Origin of the sequence: Lysinibacillus sp. NPDC097162, assembly GCF_044762185.1 — a bacterium.
GTDB lineage: Bacteria > Bacillota > Bacilli > Bacillales_A > Planococcaceae > Lysinibacillus.
Genome location: NZ_JBIWDT010000003.1, coordinates 42,159 through 63,425, shown reverse-complemented (window position 1 = coordinate 63,425; position 21,267 = coordinate 42,159). Strand labels below are relative to the sequence as shown.

The window sequence follows — 21,267 nt, the reverse complement described above, 5'->3', positions numbered from 1 at the left end:
TCTCACTATAAGACAGCTAGATAAAAAATAGGAATTAGTTTGTTACGTAAAAATAGAAATAATCGACATACAGAAATATTAAGAACGAAAGAGAATTTTAAAACGATAACAAAGCAAATTTTCTTTGCGCAAAAAAATTGAAGTATCTATAACATAAGTAAGTTAAACCATTATATTATTTAAATGTAAATTATTTCTTAAAATTATCTTGTATAACCTCATTCTAAAGATAAATAGCCAATTATTTTTTATTATTCAAATATAAATTTTTATTTTGAAAAAAAATAAACTTCTATACCACTTCCTATTTATTTCCTAATACTAATGTGATATTAGAAAACAAATTGTTATAGTACACAATTAAAACAGATACTTTATAGCTGTTATTGTATTACAACAAGCTATTCTTTTATGGTACTTTATTATAGAATGATAGTCCTAGTTCATTGCTAGTAAAATGGGTTTTGCTTCTCTCCATTAAAATAGGATTTTCCTACATATTGAAATATTACAAGATAGAGGTGATGAATTAAAAAAAGGCTGCTAATCTGGCATTCCTTTTCATTGTTATGAAAAACATATCATTACGACTCAAAATGTTTATATTTTCGTTCATTATCGTTATTTTTTCTATCACTACGAGTGGGGCAATTATGATTCATAATTTAGCTGGTGCTTTAGAGAAGGAATTTGGAGCCCGTGCAATAGCTATAGCAAGAACTGTTTCTCAGCTTACAGAAGTACAAAAAAACGTAGGTACTAAAGAGGGATTTGAAATTATTCAGCCGATTGCTGAACGCATTCGATTAACAACAGATGTTGATTATATTGTCATCATCGATATGAAACGCATTCGTTATTCGCATCCTTCTGAAAGTAAGCTTGGTACCGTTTTTGAAGGGGGCGACGAAATAGAAGCTTTTTCACAGCACGAATACATATCTAAGGCACGTGGTGTACTTGGTTATTCCATACGAGCATTCGTACCAATTATGAACGAGGAAGGCACGAAGCAAGTCGGTGTTATTACCGTTGGGCTACTAGCACCAAAATGGTATGACCTTCTAGACGAATATCAATTTGATATATTAGTCTCCCTTTTTGGGGGTCTAGTAATAGGGTTAGGTGGATCTGTTTGGGTTGCTAACCATTTAAAGCGTCAAACCTTTAACTTAGAACCTTACGAAATCGCTCGTTTAGTGGAAGAACGTTCAGGTATTATTCAAGCGATGGATATAGGCATTTTAGCTACAGACGAAAGTGGAAACGTAACATTTATTAACCGTTTGGCCCGTCAGTATACGCATTACTTTGGACATAAAGTTTCTAGAAAAACTTTGTTTAAAGACACATGGCTTGCTGAAGACACCATTCAACAGCATGAGATTTATCGACCACTTTTAATGTACGAGCAAATGTATTTAGTTCGGACATTCCCCATTCGTATTATGGAACAAAATGCTGGCTATCTTATCATGTTAACTGACAGAAAAGAGGCAAATATGCTTGCTGAAGAATTAACAGGTATTAAAATGCTCGTCGATTCCTTGCGAGCACAGCAACACGAATACATGAACCGTCTCCATAGTATTGCTGGGCTTATTCAATTGGAGCGCAATGATGATGCTTTAAGCCTCATTATCGATGAAATTACGGATGAAGAAGAACTAATTCAAAGCTTGCATGATAAATTTCAGGATTATTCAATTCAAGGTTTATTACTCGGCAAATACTCACGTGCTAAGGAACTAGGGGTTGAACTCACAATTGATGAAGAATCTAATCTTGTTGATTTTATGAGTGGCTTATCGAGTGGCGATATTATTACAATCATTGGCAACTTATTGGACAATGCAATGGAAGCTTGCTTTGAATGTGAACACAAAGATGTTCACTTAACAATCATTGGTGATAAGCATTATTTAATTATAGAAGTACAGGACAGTGGTAAAGGTATTGAAGGCATACCCCAACGAATTTTTGATTACGGATTTAGTACGAAACAAAAAGAAGGACATGGCATTGGACTTGCACTTGTCAAACAAATTGTCGAATCCAACAACGGCACGATTCAAGTAGAATCCACTGTTCATATGGGTACAACAATTACAATTAATATAGGGGTGATAGAAGAACAATGAGCAAAATCACAGTTTTTATCGTAGAAGATGATCCAATGGTGCTTGAGGTAAACAAAGGGTTTTTGAATAAAATGAGCGGCTTTCAACTCATAGGGGAGTCGGTCAATGGACGTGATGCATATGAAAAAATCATTATTCAAAAACCAAACCTTATTTTACTTGATATGTTCTTGCCAGATATGACAGGAATGGAATTGTTTTTAAAAATTCGAGCACAACGTATTCCATCAGATATTATTATGATTACAGCTGCTCGAGATGCACCCACTGTACAAGAATCCCTTCGACTAGGTGCAATCGATTACCTTATAAAGCCATTTCGTTTTGATCGCTTTGAGAGGGCTTTGCTACAATATAAAAACTCTACAAAAAATTTATTAAGTACAGCTACTATTAATCAAGAGGATATCGATCAATGGTTAGGTATTCAACATGAAATATTAGAACTTCCAAAAGGCTTAAATAACATTACAATGGAGCAAATTTTAGGTTATTTAACGACACATCAAGCACCGATTACTTCTGAACAGCTTGCACAAAATGTTGGTATGGCAAGAGTAACTGTACGAAAGTATTTAGACTTTTTAGCTACAAAAGGTACTGTGCATATTGAATTAAAATACGGAACTGTAGGACGGCCAACTAAATACTATTCTATTAAATAATAATGAATTGGTATATTATCGCTCTATTTTGTTGACCATTCCAATAATAGCTAAATACCAAGAATCTGTTCACTTTTCACGGGAAAGCAACAGGCATCTGTATACACTTTGCCTATCACACCTTGCTTGCTTTCATTTCCCATAGAAGATTAGCAGATTCTTTTTTTATATAGAAGCAACCCTACTAGAATTTACAAAAATAGCAATGTAGCTGTTTTGTAACAGTTTTTCAAAATAATAAATTGTTATATACCATAAATACCAAAATGTTCATTAATACCATAATATTGTGTATTTTAATATTTACAATAGAATAAGAAGCGTTCACATCTTAAATAGATTAGAGGTGAATTTGTATGTGGCGCAATCATATTAACAAGCAATTTGTTAGCGTTCTCATTTTACTGACAGTTCTGTTAGTTTCCTGTCAGCAACAAGATTTTCCTACTGATAATGAGCAGTTAAGTCATGAAGAACAAATTGTCATTCGATTTTCACATGTAGTTGGTGAAAACACACCAAAAGGAATGGCGGCAATCAAATTTGCCGAACTTATTAAGCAGCGCAGTAACGGTCATGTAGAAATTCAGGTCTTCCCAAATGGGGTTCTTTATAAAGACGGTGAAGAAATGAATGCACTTTTACGTGGAGATATTCAAATGATCGCACCAGCTATTTCAAAAATTACAACGCTCGTACCTGAGTGGTCAGTTATGGACTTACCCTATGCATTTAAAAATGCAGAAGAAGTGCATACATACGTTGATAGTGATGTTGGTCAATCTTTAATGAAGAAATTAAATGACCATAATCTGTTTTCAATCGGAGTTTGGGATAGCGGGTTTAAACAGTTTAGTAATAGTATCCGCCCTATTCATGATATCACTGACTTGAAAAACTTACGCATGCGTATTATGCCAAGTGATATTTTAGCTGAGCAGTTTTCTAGTGTTGGCGCCTACCCAAAGAGAATAGATTTCAATACCGTTTTCCATCAATTACAAAAAGGAAATGTAGATGGACAAGAAAATACACTCACGAATATTACTAGTAAAAATCTACATTCCCTACAAGACTACTTAACAATTAGTAATCATGGTTATTTAGGTTATTTACTACTCATGAACAATGAATTTTGGCAGTCCTTACCGAAGGATGTTCAAACATTGCTTATCGATACACTTGCAGAGGTACAGGAATGGGAATGGCAACTTGCAGAAAATCTTACAGCAGAACGTTTGCAAGAAATGGAAGCTTGTAATTGCATCAATATTCATTATTTCACGGATGAGGATGTTAAGAAATGGGAGTCAGCATTTGAACCAGTCTATGATTATTACGCCAAAAGTTATAGCAAGAAATACATACTTGCGCTGCCAAAAAACCAATCACGTCACTAACTTGGGTTTAAAGGGGATCCTTTTAACTATAATCAAAACTTTAAGGGGGATTTGAATTGAAAAAATGGCTTTTAATGTCACTTATAACTGTGCTTATGCTTGCATTAGCTGCATGTAGTGGCGATAAAAAAGAAGCAGCTTCTGCTCCAGCAGCTGATGGAGATGGTGGCTATACAAAAGAAAAACCACTTGTTATTAAATTTTCTCACGTAACATCAATCGATAGTGTTAAAGGGAAAGCTTCTGAAGCTTTTGCAAAATTAGTGGATGAGAAAACAGAAGGTAAAGTAAAAGTTGAAGTTTATCCATCATCTCAATTATATGGTGATAATGACGAGCTTGATGCTTTAGTATCTGGAAACGTACATATGATTGCACCATCTGTTACAAAAATGGTGAAAATTGACCCTCGTTGGCAGTACGTGGACATGCCTTACCTTTTTGAAGATGAAGAGCATGCTCGCAAGTTCTTTGAATCAGATGTAGCAAAAACAATTCTTGAATCAGATCAATTAGCAGCAAATGATATTAAAGGTTTAGTATTCTGGGAAAATGGCTTTAAACATTTTTCAAATAACAAACATCCGCTTGTCAATGTTGAAGATTTTAAAGGTTTAAAATTCCGTGCACAGGCAGGTAAAGTACTTGAAGCACAATTTAAAGCTTTACATGCTGGCTCAGCTACGATTTCATTCGGTGAGACATATGCCGCTCTTCAACAAGGAACAGTTGATGGACAAGAAAACACATTCAACAACTTCGATACACAAAAATACCAAGAAGTTCAAAAGTACTTCTCAGTATCTGAACACGGTCGTCTTGACTATGCAATCTTTGTTAACAAACCATTCTGGGAAAAGATCCCTGCTGATTTATTGAAAGCAGTTGAGGATTCTTTAGCTGAAGCTACAACTTTAGCATGGGAATTAGCTGCTGAAGAAAACGCAAAATCGTTTGAAAACATTAAGAACTCTGGTATTGAAGTGATTGAATTAACATCTGCTCAAAAAGACGCTATTAAAGCTGAGCTTGAGCCAGTTTACGAAGAGTTCGGTAAAGCTATTACGGAAGAATTAATTAATGGTATTCGTGATTTGAAATAAGTTCTTTAGACTGAGTGTCGATAAGTAATCGACACTCACTCTTTTTCTTAAAGTAAATCGCTTACAATCCCGTTTTACTTTATAGGAGAAAAATCTTATCATCTTATATTTTAAGGAGGCATCAGGATGAATGTTTTACATAAAGTATGGGGCTATTTAGAGGAAATTCTTGCTGGATTCTTTTTCGTAGCTGGTATTGCACTAATCTTCTACGGTGTAATGATGCGTTATATTTTTAACGAACCTCAAGCGTGGGTAGAAGAATTAGCACGTTACGCAATTATTTGGGGAACGTTTCTTGGCTTCGGTTTAGCACTTCGTCACAATCAGCACATCCAAGTAGATATTTTATACGATAAATTAAAACCATCAAATAAACGCATTTTAGATTTAGTCGCAACAAGTTTAAGTATCGTATTTTGTTTAATTTATACGTACTTTGGATTTGTATTAGTTGAGAATCGCTATACATCAGGTATGGTATCACTTGATATCGGCATTCCAATGTGGGTTGTCTACTTAGTACTACCGATTTCAGGCGTTTTATTTTTACTAAGATTCGGAGAAAGATTAGTCAATATTATACGAGGAAAGGACGAAGAATATGCTAATCCTCTTACTTAGTTTCTTTGTTTTATTATTTTTACGTGTACCTGTCGCAGTTAGCTTAGCACTTTCAACGATTTTAGTATTCTTCCAAATCGACTTTAATATGAATATGATTCCACAGCGAATTTTTACAGCGCTAGATTCATTCCCGATGATGGCCATTCCAGGATTCGTTCTTGCTGGTGTGCTCATGGCACGTGGTGGAATTTCTAAATATTTAATAGAGGCATTACGTGCTTGGATTGGTCACCTGCCTGGAGGACTTGCAGTCGTAACAATCGTTGCCTGTGCTATTTTCGCAGCGATTTCAGGTTCTTCACCTGCAACAGCCGCTGCAATCGGTTCAATTATGGTTCCTGCGATGATTTCTGCAGGCTATAAAAAGCGATACTCAATGGGGCTTGTTGCAGCTGGTGGTACGCTAGGAATTTTAATACCTCCAAGTGTTCCGTTAATCATTTATGGTATTACATCCGAACAATCCATTGGTGAATTGTTCATGGCTGGTGTTATTCCTGGTCTTGCGTTAACAGGCATTTTGATTGTTGCTGCTATCTTCTATGCAAAGCGCAATGGTTTCAAAGGAGATGAGCCTGCCTCTTGGGAAGAACGTGGCCGTAAATCATTAAAAGCCATTTGGGGTGGTTTCTTACCGTTCTTAATTTTAGGAACTATCTATTCTGGTGTTGTAACACCTACTGAGTCAGCAGTTATTGCCGTATTTTATGGTTTATTAGTATCACTATTCATTTATCGTGAAATGAAGTTAAAAGACTTTCGTGAAGTATTAGTAGAGTCCATTAATATTACAGCGATGATTTTCTTAATTATCGGTGCAGCTTCACTATTCGGTTTATATTTAACGAACGCACAAGTTCCTCAGCAAGTTGGTGCTTGGATTGCAGAGAGTGATTTAAATAAATGGATTTTCATGATTGTCGTGAATGTTTTATTCTTTATTATGGGTATGTTCTTAGAAGCCGTTTCAATTATTTTAATTACATTACCAATATTGCTACCAATTCTTGTCCACTTCGATATCAACCTTATTCACTTTGCAATTATTATGACAATCAATATGGAACTAGGTATGATTACACCTCCAGTAGGTCTGAATCTTTTCGTGGTAAGTGGTATTGCGAAGGAAAAACTCGGAGAAGTTGTCAAAGGGGTTATTCCATTTATTATTTTAATGATTGTGTTCTTAGCTATCGTAGTTGTACTTCCACAATTGTCGCTTTGGTTACCAGAGCAAATGAAGTAAGGGCTTCCTTATGGACAGTGGCACAAAGGGGTATTCCATTCAAGATCGTCAATTTTGGCAGATTATTATTAGTTTAGGAGGAGCATCGGTTTTTGTTTTTGCCGCGATGTATTCAGTTCAACCATTGCTCCCCTTTTTTACAGAACAGTTTCATGTCTCAGTTTCATTTGCTAGCCTTGCAGTTTCGATTACGACGATATCGGTTATTATCGGATTAATTGTTTTAGGGTTTTTATCGGATCGACATGGAAGAATTCTTTTTATAAGACTATCAATCATTCTGACTGTCATTCCTTTTCTATTTATGCCATTAACTGATTCTTTTGTAACCATTATACTATTACGCTTTATTCAAGGCTTTGCTATTGCTGGTGTTCCTGCTGCGGCACTCGCCTATATTAGCGAAGAGATTGATAGCCAGTCAATGGGATTTGCTACCTCTCTCTATATTTCATGTAATGCGCTAGGAGGAACGATTGGCCGTTTGTTAATGGGCTATGTAACTGAACACTATTCTTGGGAGACAGCGTTTAGTTCACTAGCTTTGTTAGGTATAGCAATTTTTATAATGGTGTTGCTTACACTTCCGAAATCAAGAAATTTTACTGTCAACAATCGTACGATTTCAAAAGATTTACAAGGCTTTTGGCTCCATCTAAAAAATCCAAAACTGCTTATCTTGTTCGGACTAGGCATTGTACTCCAAACATCATTTAGTGGTATGTGGTCCTTCATTCCGTATTACTTAATAGAGCCGCCCTTTTCGCTTTCATTAAAAATGATTTCATTTATTTTTTTAGCGTATAGCTTAGGTATCGTCGGATCACCTATTGCCAGCTCACTTGCAGAAAAAAAAGGCATTAATCGCGTTCGAACATATGGGGTGTTTTTATTAGTTAGTGGAATAATCCTAACATTAAACGATTCACTCATTATCGTAATTGTGGGACTTTGCATTGCATGTTTAGGCTTTTTCACCGCCCATGCCTTAACATCAGCAACCGTTAGTCGTACAGCTATCCACCAAAAAGGCAGTGCGGCAAGCCTGTATCTCGTTTCTTATTATATTGGTGTTGCTTGTGGAAGTACGTTACTCAGTCCGATATGGCTACATTTTAATTGGTTGGGTATCGCCATCACAACCGTTTTCCTTCCTATAATATATATACTGTTTCTAAATTACACATTGCATAAAAAAGATACACAGTAATTTCAGTGCCATGTACCTACAAAAGTGCAGACACTCAAATTCCAAGAAAAAATCCACGTAGACACCTGCAGGAACGCACAGAACGTAAGACGCAACAAACCACGCGTTAGCGAGGGTTGCGGCTTACGTGTGTGCCCGCGGAAAGCGCAGTGAATTTTTACGCTTTAGGAGCCGGTATTATGCTAGGAATCTAAGAGAGGTGCCAGGCACTCAAACAATTTTCTGTTGATTGGAGTGAAGGACGGGCGACTCCTGCGGGAACAGCACAAACGCAAGACACAACAGACGGCGCGACAGCGACGGTTGTGGCTTACGTTGTGCCCGCGGAAAGCGCTCGCCCGTAGCGGAAATCAACGGTGGCAATAGTTCTTATTTAGAATACGCTTAGTGCCAGGCACTCAAACAATTTTTAACTCTAGCACTGCTAGTAGGGTATTTTATTAATTTCCGAGTAAAAATCCACGTAGACTCCTGCGGGAACGCACAGAACGTAAGACGCAACAAACCGCGCGTTAGCGAGGGTTGCGGCTTACGTGTGTGCCCGCGGAAAGCGCAGTGAATTTTTACGCTTTAGGAGCCGGTATTATGCTAGGAATCTAAGAGAGGTGCCAGGCACTCAAACAATTTTCTGTTGATTGGAGCGAAGGACGGGCGACTCCTGCGGGAACAGCACAAACGCAAGACACAACAGACGGCGCGACAGCGACGGTTGTGGCTTACGTTGTGCCCGCGGAAAGCGCCCGCCCGTAGCGGAAATCAACGATAGCAATAGCCCTCTTATTTATAAACTAACCCCTTTATTTCTTTATAGTAAATACAAAGGATTATTCCTAATAGAATCAACAAAGAACCGTAAATTTGGATGCTAGTTGGCAGCTGATTTAAAATAATAGCACTTAGAATCATCGCGATAGCTGGTTCAAAATTTAACAAAAGCGATGCATTTGTCGACCCTATTTCTTTCATTTTTCTATTCCACATTAAATTACTAATTCCATGAATAACGATAGCTGAAATAATTAGCAGTAACCAATATGGAAATGCAACTTGCATATTCTTTTGGGCTACTATAGATGCTCCGAATGGCATGAGAACAATTAGACCAATCAAGTTTGTATAAAAAGTAATAGCCGCCGCTGAAATTCTGGCACTAAGGTCATTTACAATAATTAGGAACAGTGCAAAACTTAACATCGTAATCAAGCTTAAAATTTCACCTTTACCGATTGAAATGCCGATAAATGCTCCTTTTGTAATAATCATTGAAACGCCAACTATTGAAATAATAGCACCAATCCAAAAAATACTATTTCGATATTCTTTATAGATTATTTTATTAAGTAACGACGTCACAATCGGTGCACAAGCTAAAATGAGAGCTGCTGTTATTGGAGTAGTATGCTGAAGACTTGCATAAAAACTATAGTGATTAATCGCAACACCTAAAATGCCAGCTACAATTAATAATAAAATATCGCGGCGCGTAACGGATAAATGGATGATAAATCGCCAACTTATACACCCTAAAAATAGAACAATTACAATCAGTCTGTAAATGGAAATCACTATAGGATCCCAATGATGAATTAAAATAGCGCCAATAATAAAGTTACTAGCCCAAAAAAATACACAGCTAAATAAAATCATGTATGTTGTTAGTTGTTTCATTTATTGCTCCTTCTCACATGAAAAATAATCATTTACATCTCTGCGCAATTACGGCGAGATTTTTTTCTTGATTCAGCCGGAGTTTGAACCCCACTGATAAAACATTTGCTACAAATTAAAAAAACCGCTTCGCCTTCCTTTGCCAGTATCGCTTTCACCATGAAAGCGATACTTCAGCATAGGAATGTAAGTGGATTTTCGTCTATATAAAATTATTTAAGGGGGATAATTTTATTATTAGCACGGCACAATTTCAGTATGCCTCTCCAATTATGTTTAACGAATAAATTTTCCTTTAGACATGACAGTACGATCTAAAGGTCTTCTTGCAATGACTTCGGCGCTTGATACTGCGTCAAAAAATACGAAACTTGCTTCATCGTTAATATTTGGCCAAACTTTCTGGCCATTTGTATCTAATGGCGTAATACCATTTGTAATGTATTTCAATGTTTGACGTATGGAACGTTCATCTAGTTTTCTAGAAATGTCTGCAAAAGTAGTTACTTTTTCTAAAATATCTCCAGAACCATATGGGCTCCATGAATCAAAAAATCCATCACAACCAAAATGCACATCGACTCCATGCTCTGACAGTAAATCGATTGGTGGCATCACACGGTTGATATTATATGGCACTGTAGACATGATTTTCACCTGTTGCTGTGCAAGACGATTTGCAATATTATGTTGCTCCATTATAGAAACATCACCTAATGCAAAGGCATGACTTATAGCTGTTCTGCCTTGGTAATTTGTCTCTTCGACTATATCAAGCCACTTATCTATTGTATAGTAGCCAACGTGACCGCCATCATGTAAATGAATATCAACATCGACATTAAATTCATGGGCAATATCCATTGTTTCGTATAGAGAACGCTCAATAGTATTATCGATTCCAGCCGGATCAAGTCCACCAATCATTGTAGCACCGTTGCGTAATGCTTCACGTAGTAACTGTGGCACATTATCTCTTAGTAAGCCATGCTGCGGAAAAGCGATTACCTCGGCTGTCACAATATCTTTATAATCATCTAACGCTGCTAATACACCCTCTAAATTTTTTAACCCTATATACGGATCAATATTTACATGGGTACGTATATGATTCGTTCCGTTGTTAATAATTTTTTCAATCATTGCAACAGCACGCTGCTTTCCTGTATGCGCTAAAATAGGTAGCTCCCTTGCTTCTTGCTCCAATCGATCTTTTAAATTTTTTGATGGTATTACTGCCTTCCAAGGTAATGATAAATAGGTTTTATCTAAATGATTATGCATTTCCTTAAAAGCAGGTAAAAGGAGCTTGCCCTTCATATCTGTAACGTTTTGCGACGCATCGATTGCTTGTGTTGCTGGAATAATTTGTGAAATTAAACCTTCCGTAATTTCAATGTTGAAAAGCTCAACCTTTGTACCAACTGTATCATTATCTTTTATATACTCGCCTGTTTCAAGTAGAACGTTTGTAAGCCACTGCTTCATCTGAATTCTCCTTTCAACTCTCCTACTTCCTGCTGGTGAATAATTTTGCCTTGTGAAATGACTGTAGAGATTGGACATCTTCTAGCTACAACATGTGCCGTACTAACGCCATCTACTAGCAGCATATTAGCAACATCACCAGCCTTTGGCCATACACGCTCACCCTCATCGTTCAAAGGTGTTATACCGCCAGAAGCATATTTCCATGCACGACTTAAAGAATATTCATCCATGAAACGGAATCTTTCAGCCATAACATTTAATTTTGTAATTGTGTTGCCTGTGCCATATGGGGACCAATGATCTGTTAAACTATCATGCCCTACTGAAACCTTAACCCCTTTTTCATATAAATATGGAATCGGAATTGTTGAACGATTAATAGCAATTGGTACCGTTGTTGTCACATCCATTTGGACAGAAGCCATTGCTTGTACAAGATTTTCTAGTTGTGGCTGCGCTAAATCAGCCAGTGCCATCGCATGACTAATTGTCACTTGTCCCTCTTTTTTGGCCTGCTTTGTCAAATCAATCAGTTTATAAAACTCAAATTCTCCCAATGTATTGGCTGTATGAATATGAATATCGATGCCAGTGTTATAATCTTGTGCAATTTGCATTGTTGTTTGAAGTGATTTTTCAATATTGCGATCAACAATCGATGGATCAACACCTCCAACTAACGTTGCCCCCATTGTCATTGCCTCTCGGATTAACCCTTCTACATTTGAACGAAGAAGACCATGCTGTGGAAAAGCAACAATATCATACGTAATTTGTTCCTTATATTTTTCTAACACTTGCTTTGTAATTTCGATATGCTTTGTGCCAATTTGTGGATCAACATTACAATGGGAACGAATATGTGTATGTCCCTGTGCAATAAGCCATTTCACCATCTCCTCGGCACGATAAGCTGCGGTCGGCAATTGCTTCGGTAAAAGTGTCTGCTCTTCCTCAATACGTGTTAATATTCCTTTTGTTATTGGTCTAGGCGCTTGCCATTCACCACCAAAATACGTTTTATCGATATGAATATGCATTTCGCGGAAGGAAGGTACTAATAATTGATGTTGTGCATCCAACACCTCAATATCTTCGGTCACAACTATATTTTTATCTACCTTTTTTACATGTCCATCTTCAATTAGGACATCATAAATTGCAGTACGAGTTGCAACAATGTGCTCTTTTTCATGTTCAAAAGCTTCTTCCAGTCTCACATTTTTTAGCAATAGTGTGCTCATAGTTTACTCTCCTAATTAGTATTTTGATGTTTGTTTCACTAAACAGGTACAACGAATGTACTTACTGGACAATTTCTACTCCGCTAACCATTGTGTAATTTGATGCATCTAACCAAAAGCCCTTTACTCCATTACTATAAACTGCTAAATGCTCGTAATTTCGAACAGGAATATATACCGCTTCATCTAGCTCTAATTGCATCGCTTTTTTGTAGATTTCATTACGAGTAGCTTGGTCTGATTCAGTACGTCCTTCTTCTATTAACTTATCAATTTCTGGATTACTATAATAGAAGTGATTTCCTGGTGCGCCCATTGAAGCTGTATGGAACAGATTGTATTGGTTATAATCAGCGTCACCGGTAGCATTACCCCAGCCACTAATAAATATTTGATGCTGTTCTTTCGTAATTTCTGAAATAAATGCACCGTATTCCATTACTTGAATTTCAACATCTAAGCCAATCCCTTTTAATTGAGATTGCACAACCTCAGCCATATTAATGCGTTCTTTGCGATCACTTGTCAGTAATTTGATTTTAGTGCCTTCTTTAATTCCTGCCTCTTTTAACAGTTGCTTCGCCTTTACAACATCATAATCATATGCCTTCGTTTCACTTGAATAACCAATAACCTTCGGACTCATTGCTGAATTTGCAAGTGTACCTACATTATTATAAATTCCACTAATAATTGCCTCGCGGTCAACTGCATAGCTAATAGCCTGACGTACTTTGACATTTGATAATAATGAATCTTTCACATTAAAGCCGATAAACTCAACGGCAAGTCCTTCTGTGCGGAATAAATTCATCGTTGAAGAATTTTCAATTCTGGCAATATCCGTCACAGGTACTTGGTCGGCAATATGCGCTTCACCGCTTTCAATCATAGCTAAACGTGTTGAATCTTCAGGTACAATTTTAAATGTCACTTTATCAATCTTCGGTACAGTACCCCAATAATCCTTATTTGTATTTAATGTAATTGCTTGACCAGATTTCCACGACTCAAAAATAAATGGACCCGTACCCACTGGATTTGTCGCAAGCTGATCTGCTGATTCACTAATTGCTTTCGGACTAATAATGCTACCTTCTTGGCTCGCTAAAATAGAAAGAAGCGGTGCATAAGGATTTTTTAATTTTAATGTCACAACATACGTATCATCAACAACAACTTCGCTAATCATAGATAGCTTATCGCGTTGTGGTGAACCTGTCGCTGGATCTAAAATTCGATTGAATGTCGCTTTTACAGCCTCTGCATTAAACTCTTCACCATCATGAAACTTAATGCCTTCATTTAAAGTAAATGTCCACGTTAACTCGTCCTTTTGCTCCCATGATTTTGCTAGTAACGGAACAATTTTTCGATCTCTATCAAAAGCTACTAATGTTTCATAGACTTTACCATGAATAATATTTGCTGAAGGAATATCTGTTATAAAGTGCGGGTCAAGACTAGTAGCATCTGAAGCTCTTAATACGATAAGTTCCCCTCCAACACTTTTAGATCCTTCCTTGGAGCCCTCCGTACTATTATTACTTGCAGTCGAACAAGCTTGCAAAATAACGACAGTCATAAGCGCTAAAAATAAAAACACTTTCATTCTCTTCATAAATTACTCCTCCTTGTTAAATTGTTGCTTACATTTCGAATTATAAAGAAATAAAATTTACTTGTTTTTTAAAATCTTTACTTGTTTTTTAAATTTTCTGACTAATAGCTTCTAAAACATTTACTTTCTTTGCTCTTTTCAATAAATTGATATCACATCTAAAAAAAAGGAGAAATCATTATGGAGAAAGTAACTACAACGATAGATCATTCGATTTTATCGGATGCACGCAAAGCATCTCGGAAAAAAAATATGATCAGTTTTCTCAACAAAATTAAAAAAAATAAAGCGGCTGTTGCAGGTGGTATTATTATTGTTCTTTATTTAATTATGTTTCTTATCGGGCCTATCATTGCTCCTTACGATCCATACGATGTGCAATTGGATCAGAAATTACAAGCACCTAGTTTGGATCATCTCATGGGTACGGATGATAAAGGCCGTGATATTTTTAGTCGCATATTATATGGCTCACGCCTATCAATTGGTGTTGGTTTTTCAGCCGTACTTTTTGGTGGAACGATTGGCACGTTATTAGGGCTTGTTGCTGGCTATTACGGCAGATGGATTGACTCCATTATTAGTCGTATTTTAGATATCATGCTAGCTTTCCCTGGTATTTTACTAGCTTTGGCGATTGTCAGTGCATTAGGTCCAAGCCTAATTAACGTTACAATTGCTGTTGGCTTTTTCTCAATACCTATGTTCGCTCGTATCGTACGTGGTTCTACGATGGAAGTTAAAAAATTGGAATACATTGATGCTGTTAGAACACTTGGTGCGAACGATGTGACGATTTTAGCGAAGCATGTTTTCCCTAATATTTTATCACCAATTATTGTACAAGCATCTATGCGCTTAGCTACAGCCATTTTATCTGCAGCTGGCTTATCATTTTTAGGTTTAGGTGCTCAGCCTCCATCACCAGAATGGGGAGCAATGCTCTCTAACGGTAGAGACTTTATTTTTACTGCTCCATATATGGCGATGTTCCCTGGACTGATGATTTCGATACTTGTACTTGGCTTTAACTTATTTGGAGATGGTTTGCGCGATGCACTTGATCCAAGAATGAAAAATTAAAGGAGTGTAGCGATATGACACTATTTATCTTAAAACGAATTGTGCAAATTGTCCCTGTGACATTAGGTGTAACCCTCGTTGTATTTTTAATTATGCAGATGATACCAGGTGATCCTGCATTAATATTAGCTGGTGAAGGTGCTTCCAATGAAACGGTTGAAGAGTTACGCGAGAATTTAGGGTTGAACAAGCCTTTATATGTTCAATACGGTGAATATATAAACAATCTTTTACATGGTGATATGGGGAATTCTTTAAAAAATAAGCAGCCCGTTCTTGAGGAAATTACGGCACGTTTACCGATTACAATTGAGCTTGCGATATACAGTATTTTAATCACCATTGTGTTAGGTCTTATTGCCGGCATTATTTCAGCAATACGTCCCTATTCTATTTTAGATGTTGGATTAATGATTGTTGCGCTACTCGGTATTTCTTTGCCAAGCTTTTGGCTTGGAATTTTATTAATGTATGTATTTTCAGTACAGCTACATTGGCTGCCTGTGGCGGGATGGGAAAGTGCAAAACATATCATTTTGCCAGCCATCACACTCGGTGCTGGGGGTGCTGCCATCGTAGCCCGTATGACGCGCTCCAGTATGCTTGAAGTTGTCAATCAAGATTACATCCGTACAGCAAAAGCAAAAGGCTTAAAAGGCTACGTTATTATTCTAAAACACGCATTACGTAATGCATTAATACCTGTTATTACAGTAGTAGGATTACAGTTTGGTACTTTACTTGGTGGAACAGTATTAGTAGAATCTGTTTTTGCTGTGAACGGCCTTGGCCGAATGATAGTTGATGCTATTCGTACTCGAGATATACCAATTGTGCAAGGTGGCGTACTAGTAGCTTCATTAATATTTGTTGTTATCAATCTATTTGTCGATATTTTATACAGAATATTTAATAAACGAATTGATTTAAATTAGGGGGGACATGAACATGAAACGAGATACGGTATTGGAAGTAAAAAACTTACAAACATATTTTTATTCCAGTGAAGGGGTCGCAAAGGCTGTAGATGGTGTGTCATTTACACTTCATAAAGGAGAAACGTTAGGAATTGTTGGTGAATCGGGATGCGGAAAATCAATGACCTCACTCTCCCTCCTAAGATTAGTACCTTCACCACCAGGTAAAATCATTAATGGTGAAATACTACTAAACAATACAGATTTACTGAAATTATCAGAAGAAGAGCTACGGAAAATAAGAGGCAATAAAATATCGATGATTTTTCAGGAGCCTATGACGAGCCTAAACCCCGTATTAACAGTTGGTGAACAAATTGCTGAGACAATACGCTTACATCAAGGTTTGTCCCGCAAAGAAGCATGGCAACAGGCAGTTGAAATGATTCGTCTTGTCGGCATACCTGCACCAGAAAAAAGAGCTAAACAGGAGCCTTATCAACTAAGTGGCGGGATGCGACAGCGCATTATGATTGCGATGGCTTTAGCTTGTACACCAGATGTATTAATTGCTGACGAGCCAACAACAGCGCTTGATGTGACGATTCAAGCACAGATTATCGATATTATTAGAAACTTGCAACAGCAATTAGGGATGAGCATTATTTTTATTACACATGATCTCGGTGTAGTGGCTGAAATTTGCGATAAAATTGCGGTGATGTACGCGGGTCAAGTAGTAGAAGAAGGTTCTACAGATAGCCTTTTTGCAAAGCCTCTTCATCCTTATACAAATGGCTTAATTCAATCACTACCAAAGCTTTATGAAGATCAAGAAGAGCTATCGACGATTCACGGCACTGTACCAAGTCCATATCACTATCCAAACGGCTGTCGTTATGCTGAACGCTGTCCATTTGCAACTGAGCTATGTCATGCACAGCAACCAGAACTCATTACGATAGAATCAGATAAAAAGGTAAGATGCTGGATGTATAGCGAACAATGGCAAGGAGAATCAGCGATGGAGGAGATGATGGTATGACAATGAATGAAAATATGCAACCATTATTACAAGTAAACGAGTTAAAACAGCATTTTTTCTTGAAAAAAGAAAGACTTTTTGGTTCACAACAAGTTGTAAAAGCTGTAGATGGTGTTTCTTTCAATATTATGCCAGGTGAAACGCTAAGCATCGTTGGTGAATCGGGCTGTGGGAAATCGACAACAGGTCGTGCTATTTTACGATTGGATGAACCGACATCTGGTGAAGTATTATTGTTCGGCAAAAACTTAGTAGAAATGAACAAAAAAGAACTGCGAGCGGCAAGAAAAGATATTCAAATTATTTTTCAGGACCCTTACGCTTCCCTCAATCCGCGAAGAACGATTCGTAAAATGCTGACGGAGGCCATGTCTATCCAAAAAATTGTACCGCCAGAGCAGCAGGAATCTCGTATGCTAGAATTAATGTCACTCGTTGGTTTACGTCCAGAATATCTCGAGCGCTATCCACATGAATTTTCTGGCGGGCAACGACAACGTATTGGTATAGCAAGAGCACTTGCAGTCAATCCAAAAATTATTATTTGTGATGAATCGGTTTCAGCTTTAGACGTGTCCATTCAAGCTCAAATTTTAAATTTACTTAAAAAACTACAACGCGATTTGGATTTAACGTTTTTATTTATCTCTCATGATTTAAGTGTCGTTCGACATATATCTGATCGTGTCATGGTAATGTATCTCGGAAAAGTCGTCGAAATAGCCGACAAGCATTCTCTTTTCTCTCAGCCGCTTCACCCTTATACAAAAGCACTATTTTCGTCTATACCAATTATCGACAAGCAGCATCGTAAGGAACGCATTATTTTGAAGGGAGATATTCCATCCCCTCTTAATCCACCTACAGGTTGTAGCTTTCACACACGCTGTCCATTTGCAACCGACAGATGTAAAGTTGAAATTCCAGCGTTGCGGGAAATAAATGCCACACATAAGGTAGCTTGCCATTTTGCAGAAAATTTAGTTTAATGTAACTTACACTTATATAAAACTGGAGAGGTCATTTTCATTATGTTACAACTAGAAACATTCAACATATATATTCTCCTATGTGTAATTGCTCCAATCATTGGAGCTTTTCTGCTTACATTTATATTTATTTTTGAAAAACAAATTGATAGTCTTGAAGAAGAAAAAAGACATTTGGAGCTAGAGCAGGATTTACAGCGTGCGAATATCCTTCAACTCAACCAACAAATACAGCCACACTTCTTTTTTAATGCCTTAAATTCTTTGTTAAGTCTAGCCCGCATTAATCGTAAAGAAGATTTAGTTGCAGGTATTGAAGCTTTAGCAACGTTTTTTAAATTTAAATATAATGATCACGATGTCTTAATTGCCTTAAAAAATGAGGTCCAATTTGTTGAAAGCTATTTAAATATTCAGCAGCTACGCTTCGGGCATCGTTTAACGATAAACAAATTTATCGATAATGATGCTCTTTCAGTAAAAATACCTCCGTTTATTTTTCAAACGATTATTGAAAATGCCTTTAAACATGGATTTGAGAAGCATGTAGGACCTGCCGAGCTGTCTATTTATATAAAAAAATTGGACAACATTTTATTGATTGAAATAAAAAATACACAGCCAATCGATACGGCACTTAATCATACCGAAGATGAATTGCAGCAAGGCTACGGACTTGAAAATGTTCAAAAACGTCTCCAACTTATATATGGACTTGAAAATATTTTATTTTCAACCATTAGCGAGGAGCAACTTTATACCGTTACTATTCATGTTCCTGCGTAAGCAATAAAAGTAGATCCTAAAGGAAAGGATGAAGCAACATGAATATACTAATCGCCGATGACGAGCCATTAGAATTAGAACAAATGATTTATTTATTAAAGCCACATTTTCCAAATTGGAAATTCCACACTGCTCTAGATGCTTCTCAAGCACTACAATTAGCGAAAAAGCATCGTATGACCATCGCCTTTTTAGATATTCAAATGCCTGGAAAGGATGGTATAACACTAAGCAAGGAATTAAAAAATCTTTATGAATTAGATATTATTATGGTCACTGCATTTCAGACCTTTGAATACGCACAAAAAGCTTTACGAATCGGAGTGACTGATTATTTAACAAAGCCTGTTATTGCTAGTGAATTAAACGATATTGTCGAAAAATATAAGGCTTGGAGCTCCAACCATGATGCAATTCAAAGTGCACTTTCTTATATTCATGAAAATTATCACGAAAAACTTACGCTCAATATTATAGCTGAAAAAATACATTTAAATCCAAGCTATTTAAGCCGTAAATTTTTAGAGGAGCAATCAATCGGCATTAACGAGTATATTAATAATTATCGCTTAGAAATTGCTATTAAGAAGATGAATGAAAACATGGAAGCTAGTATGTCTACTATTGCAGAAAGCTGTGGCTTTAATAGTCAGCATTATTTCAGTGTAGCTTTTAAGAAAAAATATAATCAGTCTCCACGACAATACAAAGTATCACAAAAGTATAAAGGTCAGTAAAAAATATGTATTTTAAAAAACTTTCACTTCTTGTACCGCTTGCAAGTTTAAGTACAACAGCTGGCGTCATCATATTATTAGCAAGATGGATTAGTGGTAATTTTTTATTATCTTCCCCATCCGCACTTATTTCTTATGGTTTTATGGCAGGCATTTGTTATACATTAGCAACAGCCATTTCGTTTATCGTGCTAGGTTCTTTTTTAAATAAAAGTGGCTATTCACAAAGCCAACACCAACAAAGTTTTTTAATGATGAAAATGCAGGACAAACTAAGTGGTATGAACTTAAAAGTTGTACGGCTGTTTTACTTACTAACAGGCATAGAAATATGGCTTATTCAATTCATTAGCATTAGTGTATTATCAACCATTATGTTCAATATACCAGTGCCGATTACTTTAGCAATGTTTCTAATTGGCATGCTATTATTGGACCGATTAATGTCTTTAAAGGGGATATTATGGCTAGATACGTTGTTTATTATTATGTTATTTTCTCTCCTCATATTTATCCCTATTTTTTATTTTGTGCAAAATGGAGCCAGTACGGTTTATGAAGGAATTCGTTTATACCATCCGTATTTATTTTACTTTAAAAACAGTGAAATTCTGTTGTTTTATGTTGTAATCCAATTAGCTATTTTAGGACAAGTGTTATTTGATAAGTCTACTTGGTATTTGATTGCCTTTATCAAACCTAAAAAAGTACGCCGTAGCCTATTTTCTTCAGGTGTCGTTTTAGCGTTATTAACGTTGTCCTTTACAGCAATCTTAATGATTGCACTGTATAGTGGCTCATACGGCCAATTTCAAATTTTAGTGCTAACATTTTTATATGAGGTACAGCCAGGTTTGCTTACATTTGCTTTCCTTGTAATTACGCTTTTAGCAATTGTGACAACACTACTTGTAGAAATGCGAGCAACAAAACGCTTCTTTACTACACGTAGACCCTATTATTACTATTTGATAGGCTTAATGCTGCTATTATTTAGTCTATTTATATCAATCAAAATAACTATTTTAGGCGTCATTTATAGCTTTGCGTTTATCCATATCACAATGTTGCCGTTTATCATTATTCTTTTATTTACGAAGCGAACGATTCATAAACATAGTTGGTTAGCGATATTGCTCTCTATTATGATTGGCATTATTGTTGGCCTCTATTTTAGTGCTCTATACGGTCTAGCTGTAAGCTTTATCATCTCTTGCATTTATCAATTTATGCTTCAGCAGGCTAGACGTTTTCCATCAGCAGACGACTAGTCTCCATATACAAATACAAAAAA

General features: G+C 36.5%; 18 protein-coding genes. 14 read left to right on the top strand and 4 right to left on the bottom strand.

Features of this window, described 5'->3' with window-relative positions; translation table 11 throughout:
• Positions 1–653 precede the first annotated feature (653 nt).
• The 7 genes from ACIQXW_RS14880 to ACIQXW_RS14850 all read left to right on the top strand — a co-directional run bounded on the left by ACIQXW_RS14880 (position 654) and on the right by ACIQXW_RS14850 (position 8,392).
• Positions 654–2,141, top strand: coding sequence for an ATP-binding protein (locus ACIQXW_RS14880; RefSeq protein ID WP_401020792.1), 1,488 nt, complete (start codon positions 654–656; stop codon positions 2,139–2,141).
• Positions 2,138–2,806, top strand: a complete 669-nt coding sequence (locus ACIQXW_RS14875) for a response regulator (RefSeq protein WP_340822966.1) — start codon at positions 2,138–2,140, stop codon at positions 2,804–2,806. Before ACIQXW_RS14880 ends, ACIQXW_RS14875 begins: the two co-directional genes overlap by 4 nt.
• Before the next feature lie 356 nt (positions 2,807–3,162).
• The gene (locus tag ACIQXW_RS14870; protein WP_340822964.1) at positions 3,163–4,206 is read left to right on the top strand and encodes a DctP family TRAP transporter solute-binding subunit; all 1,044 of its coding nucleotides are present in this window, start codon (positions 3,163–3,165) and stop codon (positions 4,204–4,206) included.
• A 56-nt stretch (positions 4,207–4,262) separates the two neighbouring features.
• Positions 4,263–5,309 (top strand): DctP family TRAP transporter solute-binding subunit, encoded by a 1,047-nt coding sequence (locus ACIQXW_RS14865; RefSeq protein WP_401020795.1) that lies wholly within the window; start codon positions 4,263–4,265, stop codon positions 5,307–5,309.
• Between the two features lie 126 nt (positions 5,310–5,435).
• Complete coding sequence (locus tag ACIQXW_RS14860; protein WP_402763305.1) at positions 5,436–5,933, top strand: TRAP transporter small permease; 498 nt, start codon at positions 5,436–5,438, stop codon at positions 5,931–5,933.
• A complete protein-coding gene (locus tag ACIQXW_RS14855; protein ID WP_340822957.1) occupies positions 5,914–7,182 on the top strand; it encodes a TRAP transporter large permease in 1,269 nt (422 codons plus the stop codon). The genes ACIQXW_RS14860 and ACIQXW_RS14855 overlap by 20 nt, the downstream gene beginning before the upstream one ends.
• Before the next feature lie 10 nt (positions 7,183–7,192).
• Positions 7,193–8,392, top strand: coding sequence for an MFS transporter (locus ACIQXW_RS14850; RefSeq protein ID WP_340822955.1), 1,200 nt, complete (start codon positions 7,193–7,195; stop codon positions 8,390–8,392).
• A gap of 777 nt (positions 8,393–9,169) precedes the next feature.
• Here ACIQXW_RS14850 and ACIQXW_RS14845 read toward each other — a convergent pair.
• The 4 genes from ACIQXW_RS14845 to ACIQXW_RS14830 form a co-directional block, all read right to left on the bottom strand.
• Complete coding sequence (locus ACIQXW_RS14845; protein ID WP_340822954.1) at positions 9,170–10,060, bottom strand: DMT family transporter; 891 nt, start codon at positions 10,058–10,060, stop codon at positions 9,170–9,172.
• Between the two features lie 276 nt (positions 10,061–10,336).
• On the bottom strand, positions 10,337–11,548 hold the full coding sequence (locus ACIQXW_RS14840) for an amidohydrolase (RefSeq protein ID WP_402763300.1): 1,212 nt from the start codon (positions 11,546–11,548) through the stop codon (positions 10,337–10,339).
• Positions 11,545–12,795 carry an amidohydrolase family protein gene (locus tag ACIQXW_RS14835; RefSeq protein ID WP_340822950.1) on the bottom strand — a complete coding sequence of 417 codons (1,251 nt, stop codon included), beginning with the start codon at positions 12,793–12,795 and terminating at the stop codon, positions 11,545–11,547. Before ACIQXW_RS14835 ends, ACIQXW_RS14840 begins: the two co-directional genes overlap by 4 nt.
• 61 nt (positions 12,796–12,856) lie before the next feature.
• A complete protein-coding gene (locus ACIQXW_RS14830; protein ID WP_402763297.1) occupies positions 12,857–14,416 on the bottom strand; it encodes a glutathione ABC transporter substrate-binding protein in 1,560 nt (519 codons plus the stop codon).
• Between the two features lie 180 nt (positions 14,417–14,596).
• Between ACIQXW_RS14830 and nikC the strand changes: the two genes are divergently transcribed.
• From nikC to ACIQXW_RS14795, 7 genes are read left to right on the top strand one after another with little or no spacing between them, the layout of a single operon-like run.
• Entirely contained in the window at positions 14,597–15,499 is a 903-nt protein-coding gene (gene nikC, locus ACIQXW_RS14825; protein WP_340822946.1) for a nickel transporter permease, read from the top strand.
• A gap of 14 nt (positions 15,500–15,513) precedes the next feature.
• Positions 15,514–16,434 carry a nickel ABC transporter permease gene (gene nikB, locus ACIQXW_RS14820; RefSeq protein ID WP_340822945.1) on the top strand — a complete coding sequence of 307 codons (921 nt, stop codon included), beginning with the start codon at positions 15,514–15,516 and terminating at the stop codon, positions 16,432–16,434.
• Positions 16,435–16,447: 13 nt separating this feature from the next.
• Positions 16,448–17,461: an ABC transporter ATP-binding protein gene (locus tag ACIQXW_RS14815; RefSeq protein WP_340822943.1), complete on the top strand. Its 1,014-nt coding sequence runs from the start codon at positions 16,448–16,450 to the stop codon at positions 17,459–17,461.
• On the top strand, positions 17,458–18,450 hold the full coding sequence (locus tag ACIQXW_RS14810; protein ID WP_340822941.1) for an ABC transporter ATP-binding protein: 993 nt from the start codon (positions 17,458–17,460) through the stop codon (positions 18,448–18,450). Before ACIQXW_RS14815 ends, ACIQXW_RS14810 begins: the two co-directional genes overlap by 4 nt.
• 42 nt (positions 18,451–18,492) lie before the next feature.
• Positions 18,493–19,236: a sensor histidine kinase gene (locus ACIQXW_RS14805; protein ID WP_340822939.1), complete on the top strand. Its 744-nt coding sequence runs from the start codon at positions 18,493–18,495 to the stop codon at positions 19,234–19,236.
• 38 nt (positions 19,237–19,274) lie between these two features.
• Positions 19,275–19,973 carry a response regulator transcription factor gene (locus tag ACIQXW_RS14800; protein WP_340822937.1) on the top strand — a complete coding sequence of 233 codons (699 nt, stop codon included), beginning with the start codon at positions 19,275–19,277 and terminating at the stop codon, positions 19,971–19,973.
• A gap of 5 nt (positions 19,974–19,978) precedes the next feature.
• Positions 19,979–21,244, top strand: a complete 1,266-nt coding sequence (locus tag ACIQXW_RS14795) for a permease (RefSeq protein WP_402763291.1) — start codon at positions 19,979–19,981, stop codon at positions 21,242–21,244.
• The last annotated feature ends 23 nt before the right edge of the window (positions 21,245–21,267 follow it).

Bases quoted from the DNA above. Each gene is read 5' to 3' on its own strand.
- ACIQXW_RS14830 (WP_402763297.1), bottom strand. From the start codon at position 14,416: ATGAAGAGAATGAAAGTGTTTTTATTTTTAGCGCTTATGACTGTCGTT.
- ACIQXW_RS14875 (WP_340822966.1), top strand. From the start codon at position 2,138: ATGAGCAAAATCACAGTTTTTATCGTAGAAGATGATCCAATGGTGCTT.
- ACIQXW_RS14810 (WP_340822941.1), top strand. From the start codon at position 17,458: ATGACAATGAATGAAAATATGCAACCATTATTACAAGTAAACGAGTTA.
- ACIQXW_RS14845 (WP_340822954.1), bottom strand. From the start codon at position 10,060: ATGAAACAACTAACAACATACATGATTTTATTTAGCTGTGTATTTTTT.
- ACIQXW_RS14850 (WP_340822955.1), top strand. From the start codon at position 7,193: ATGGACAGTGGCACAAAGGGGTATTCCATTCAAGATCGTCAATTTTGG.
- nikB (WP_340822945.1), top strand. From the start codon at position 15,514: ATGACACTATTTATCTTAAAACGAATTGTGCAAATTGTCCCTGTGACA.
- ACIQXW_RS14870 (WP_340822964.1), top strand. From the start codon at position 3,163: ATGTGGCGCAATCATATTAACAAGCAATTTGTTAGCGTTCTCATTTTA.
- ACIQXW_RS14835 (WP_340822950.1), bottom strand. From the start codon at position 12,795: ATGAGCACACTATTGCTAAAAAATGTGAGACTGGAAGAAGCTTTTGAA.
- ACIQXW_RS14805 (WP_340822939.1), top strand. From the start codon at position 18,493: ATGTTACAACTAGAAACATTCAACATATATATTCTCCTATGTGTAATT.
- ACIQXW_RS14860 (WP_402763305.1), top strand. From the start codon at position 5,436: ATGAATGTTTTACATAAAGTATGGGGCTATTTAGAGGAAATTCTTGCT.
- ACIQXW_RS14840 (WP_402763300.1), bottom strand. From the start codon at position 11,548: ATGAAGCAGTGGCTTACAAACGTTCTACTTGAAACAGGCGAGTATATA.
- ACIQXW_RS14800 (WP_340822937.1), top strand. From the start codon at position 19,275: ATGAATATACTAATCGCCGATGACGAGCCATTAGAATTAGAACAAATG.
- nikC (WP_340822946.1), top strand. From the start codon at position 14,597: ATGGAGAAAGTAACTACAACGATAGATCATTCGATTTTATCGGATGCA.
- ACIQXW_RS14855 (WP_340822957.1), top strand. From the start codon at position 5,914: ATGCTAATCCTCTTACTTAGTTTCTTTGTTTTATTATTTTTACGTGTA.
- ACIQXW_RS14815 (WP_340822943.1), top strand. From the start codon at position 16,448: ATGAAACGAGATACGGTATTGGAAGTAAAAAACTTACAAACATATTTT.
- ACIQXW_RS14880 (WP_401020792.1), top strand. From the start codon at position 654: ATGATTCATAATTTAGCTGGTGCTTTAGAGAAGGAATTTGGAGCCCGT.
- ACIQXW_RS14795 (WP_402763291.1), top strand. From the start codon at position 19,979: ATGTATTTTAAAAAACTTTCACTTCTTGTACCGCTTGCAAGTTTAAGT.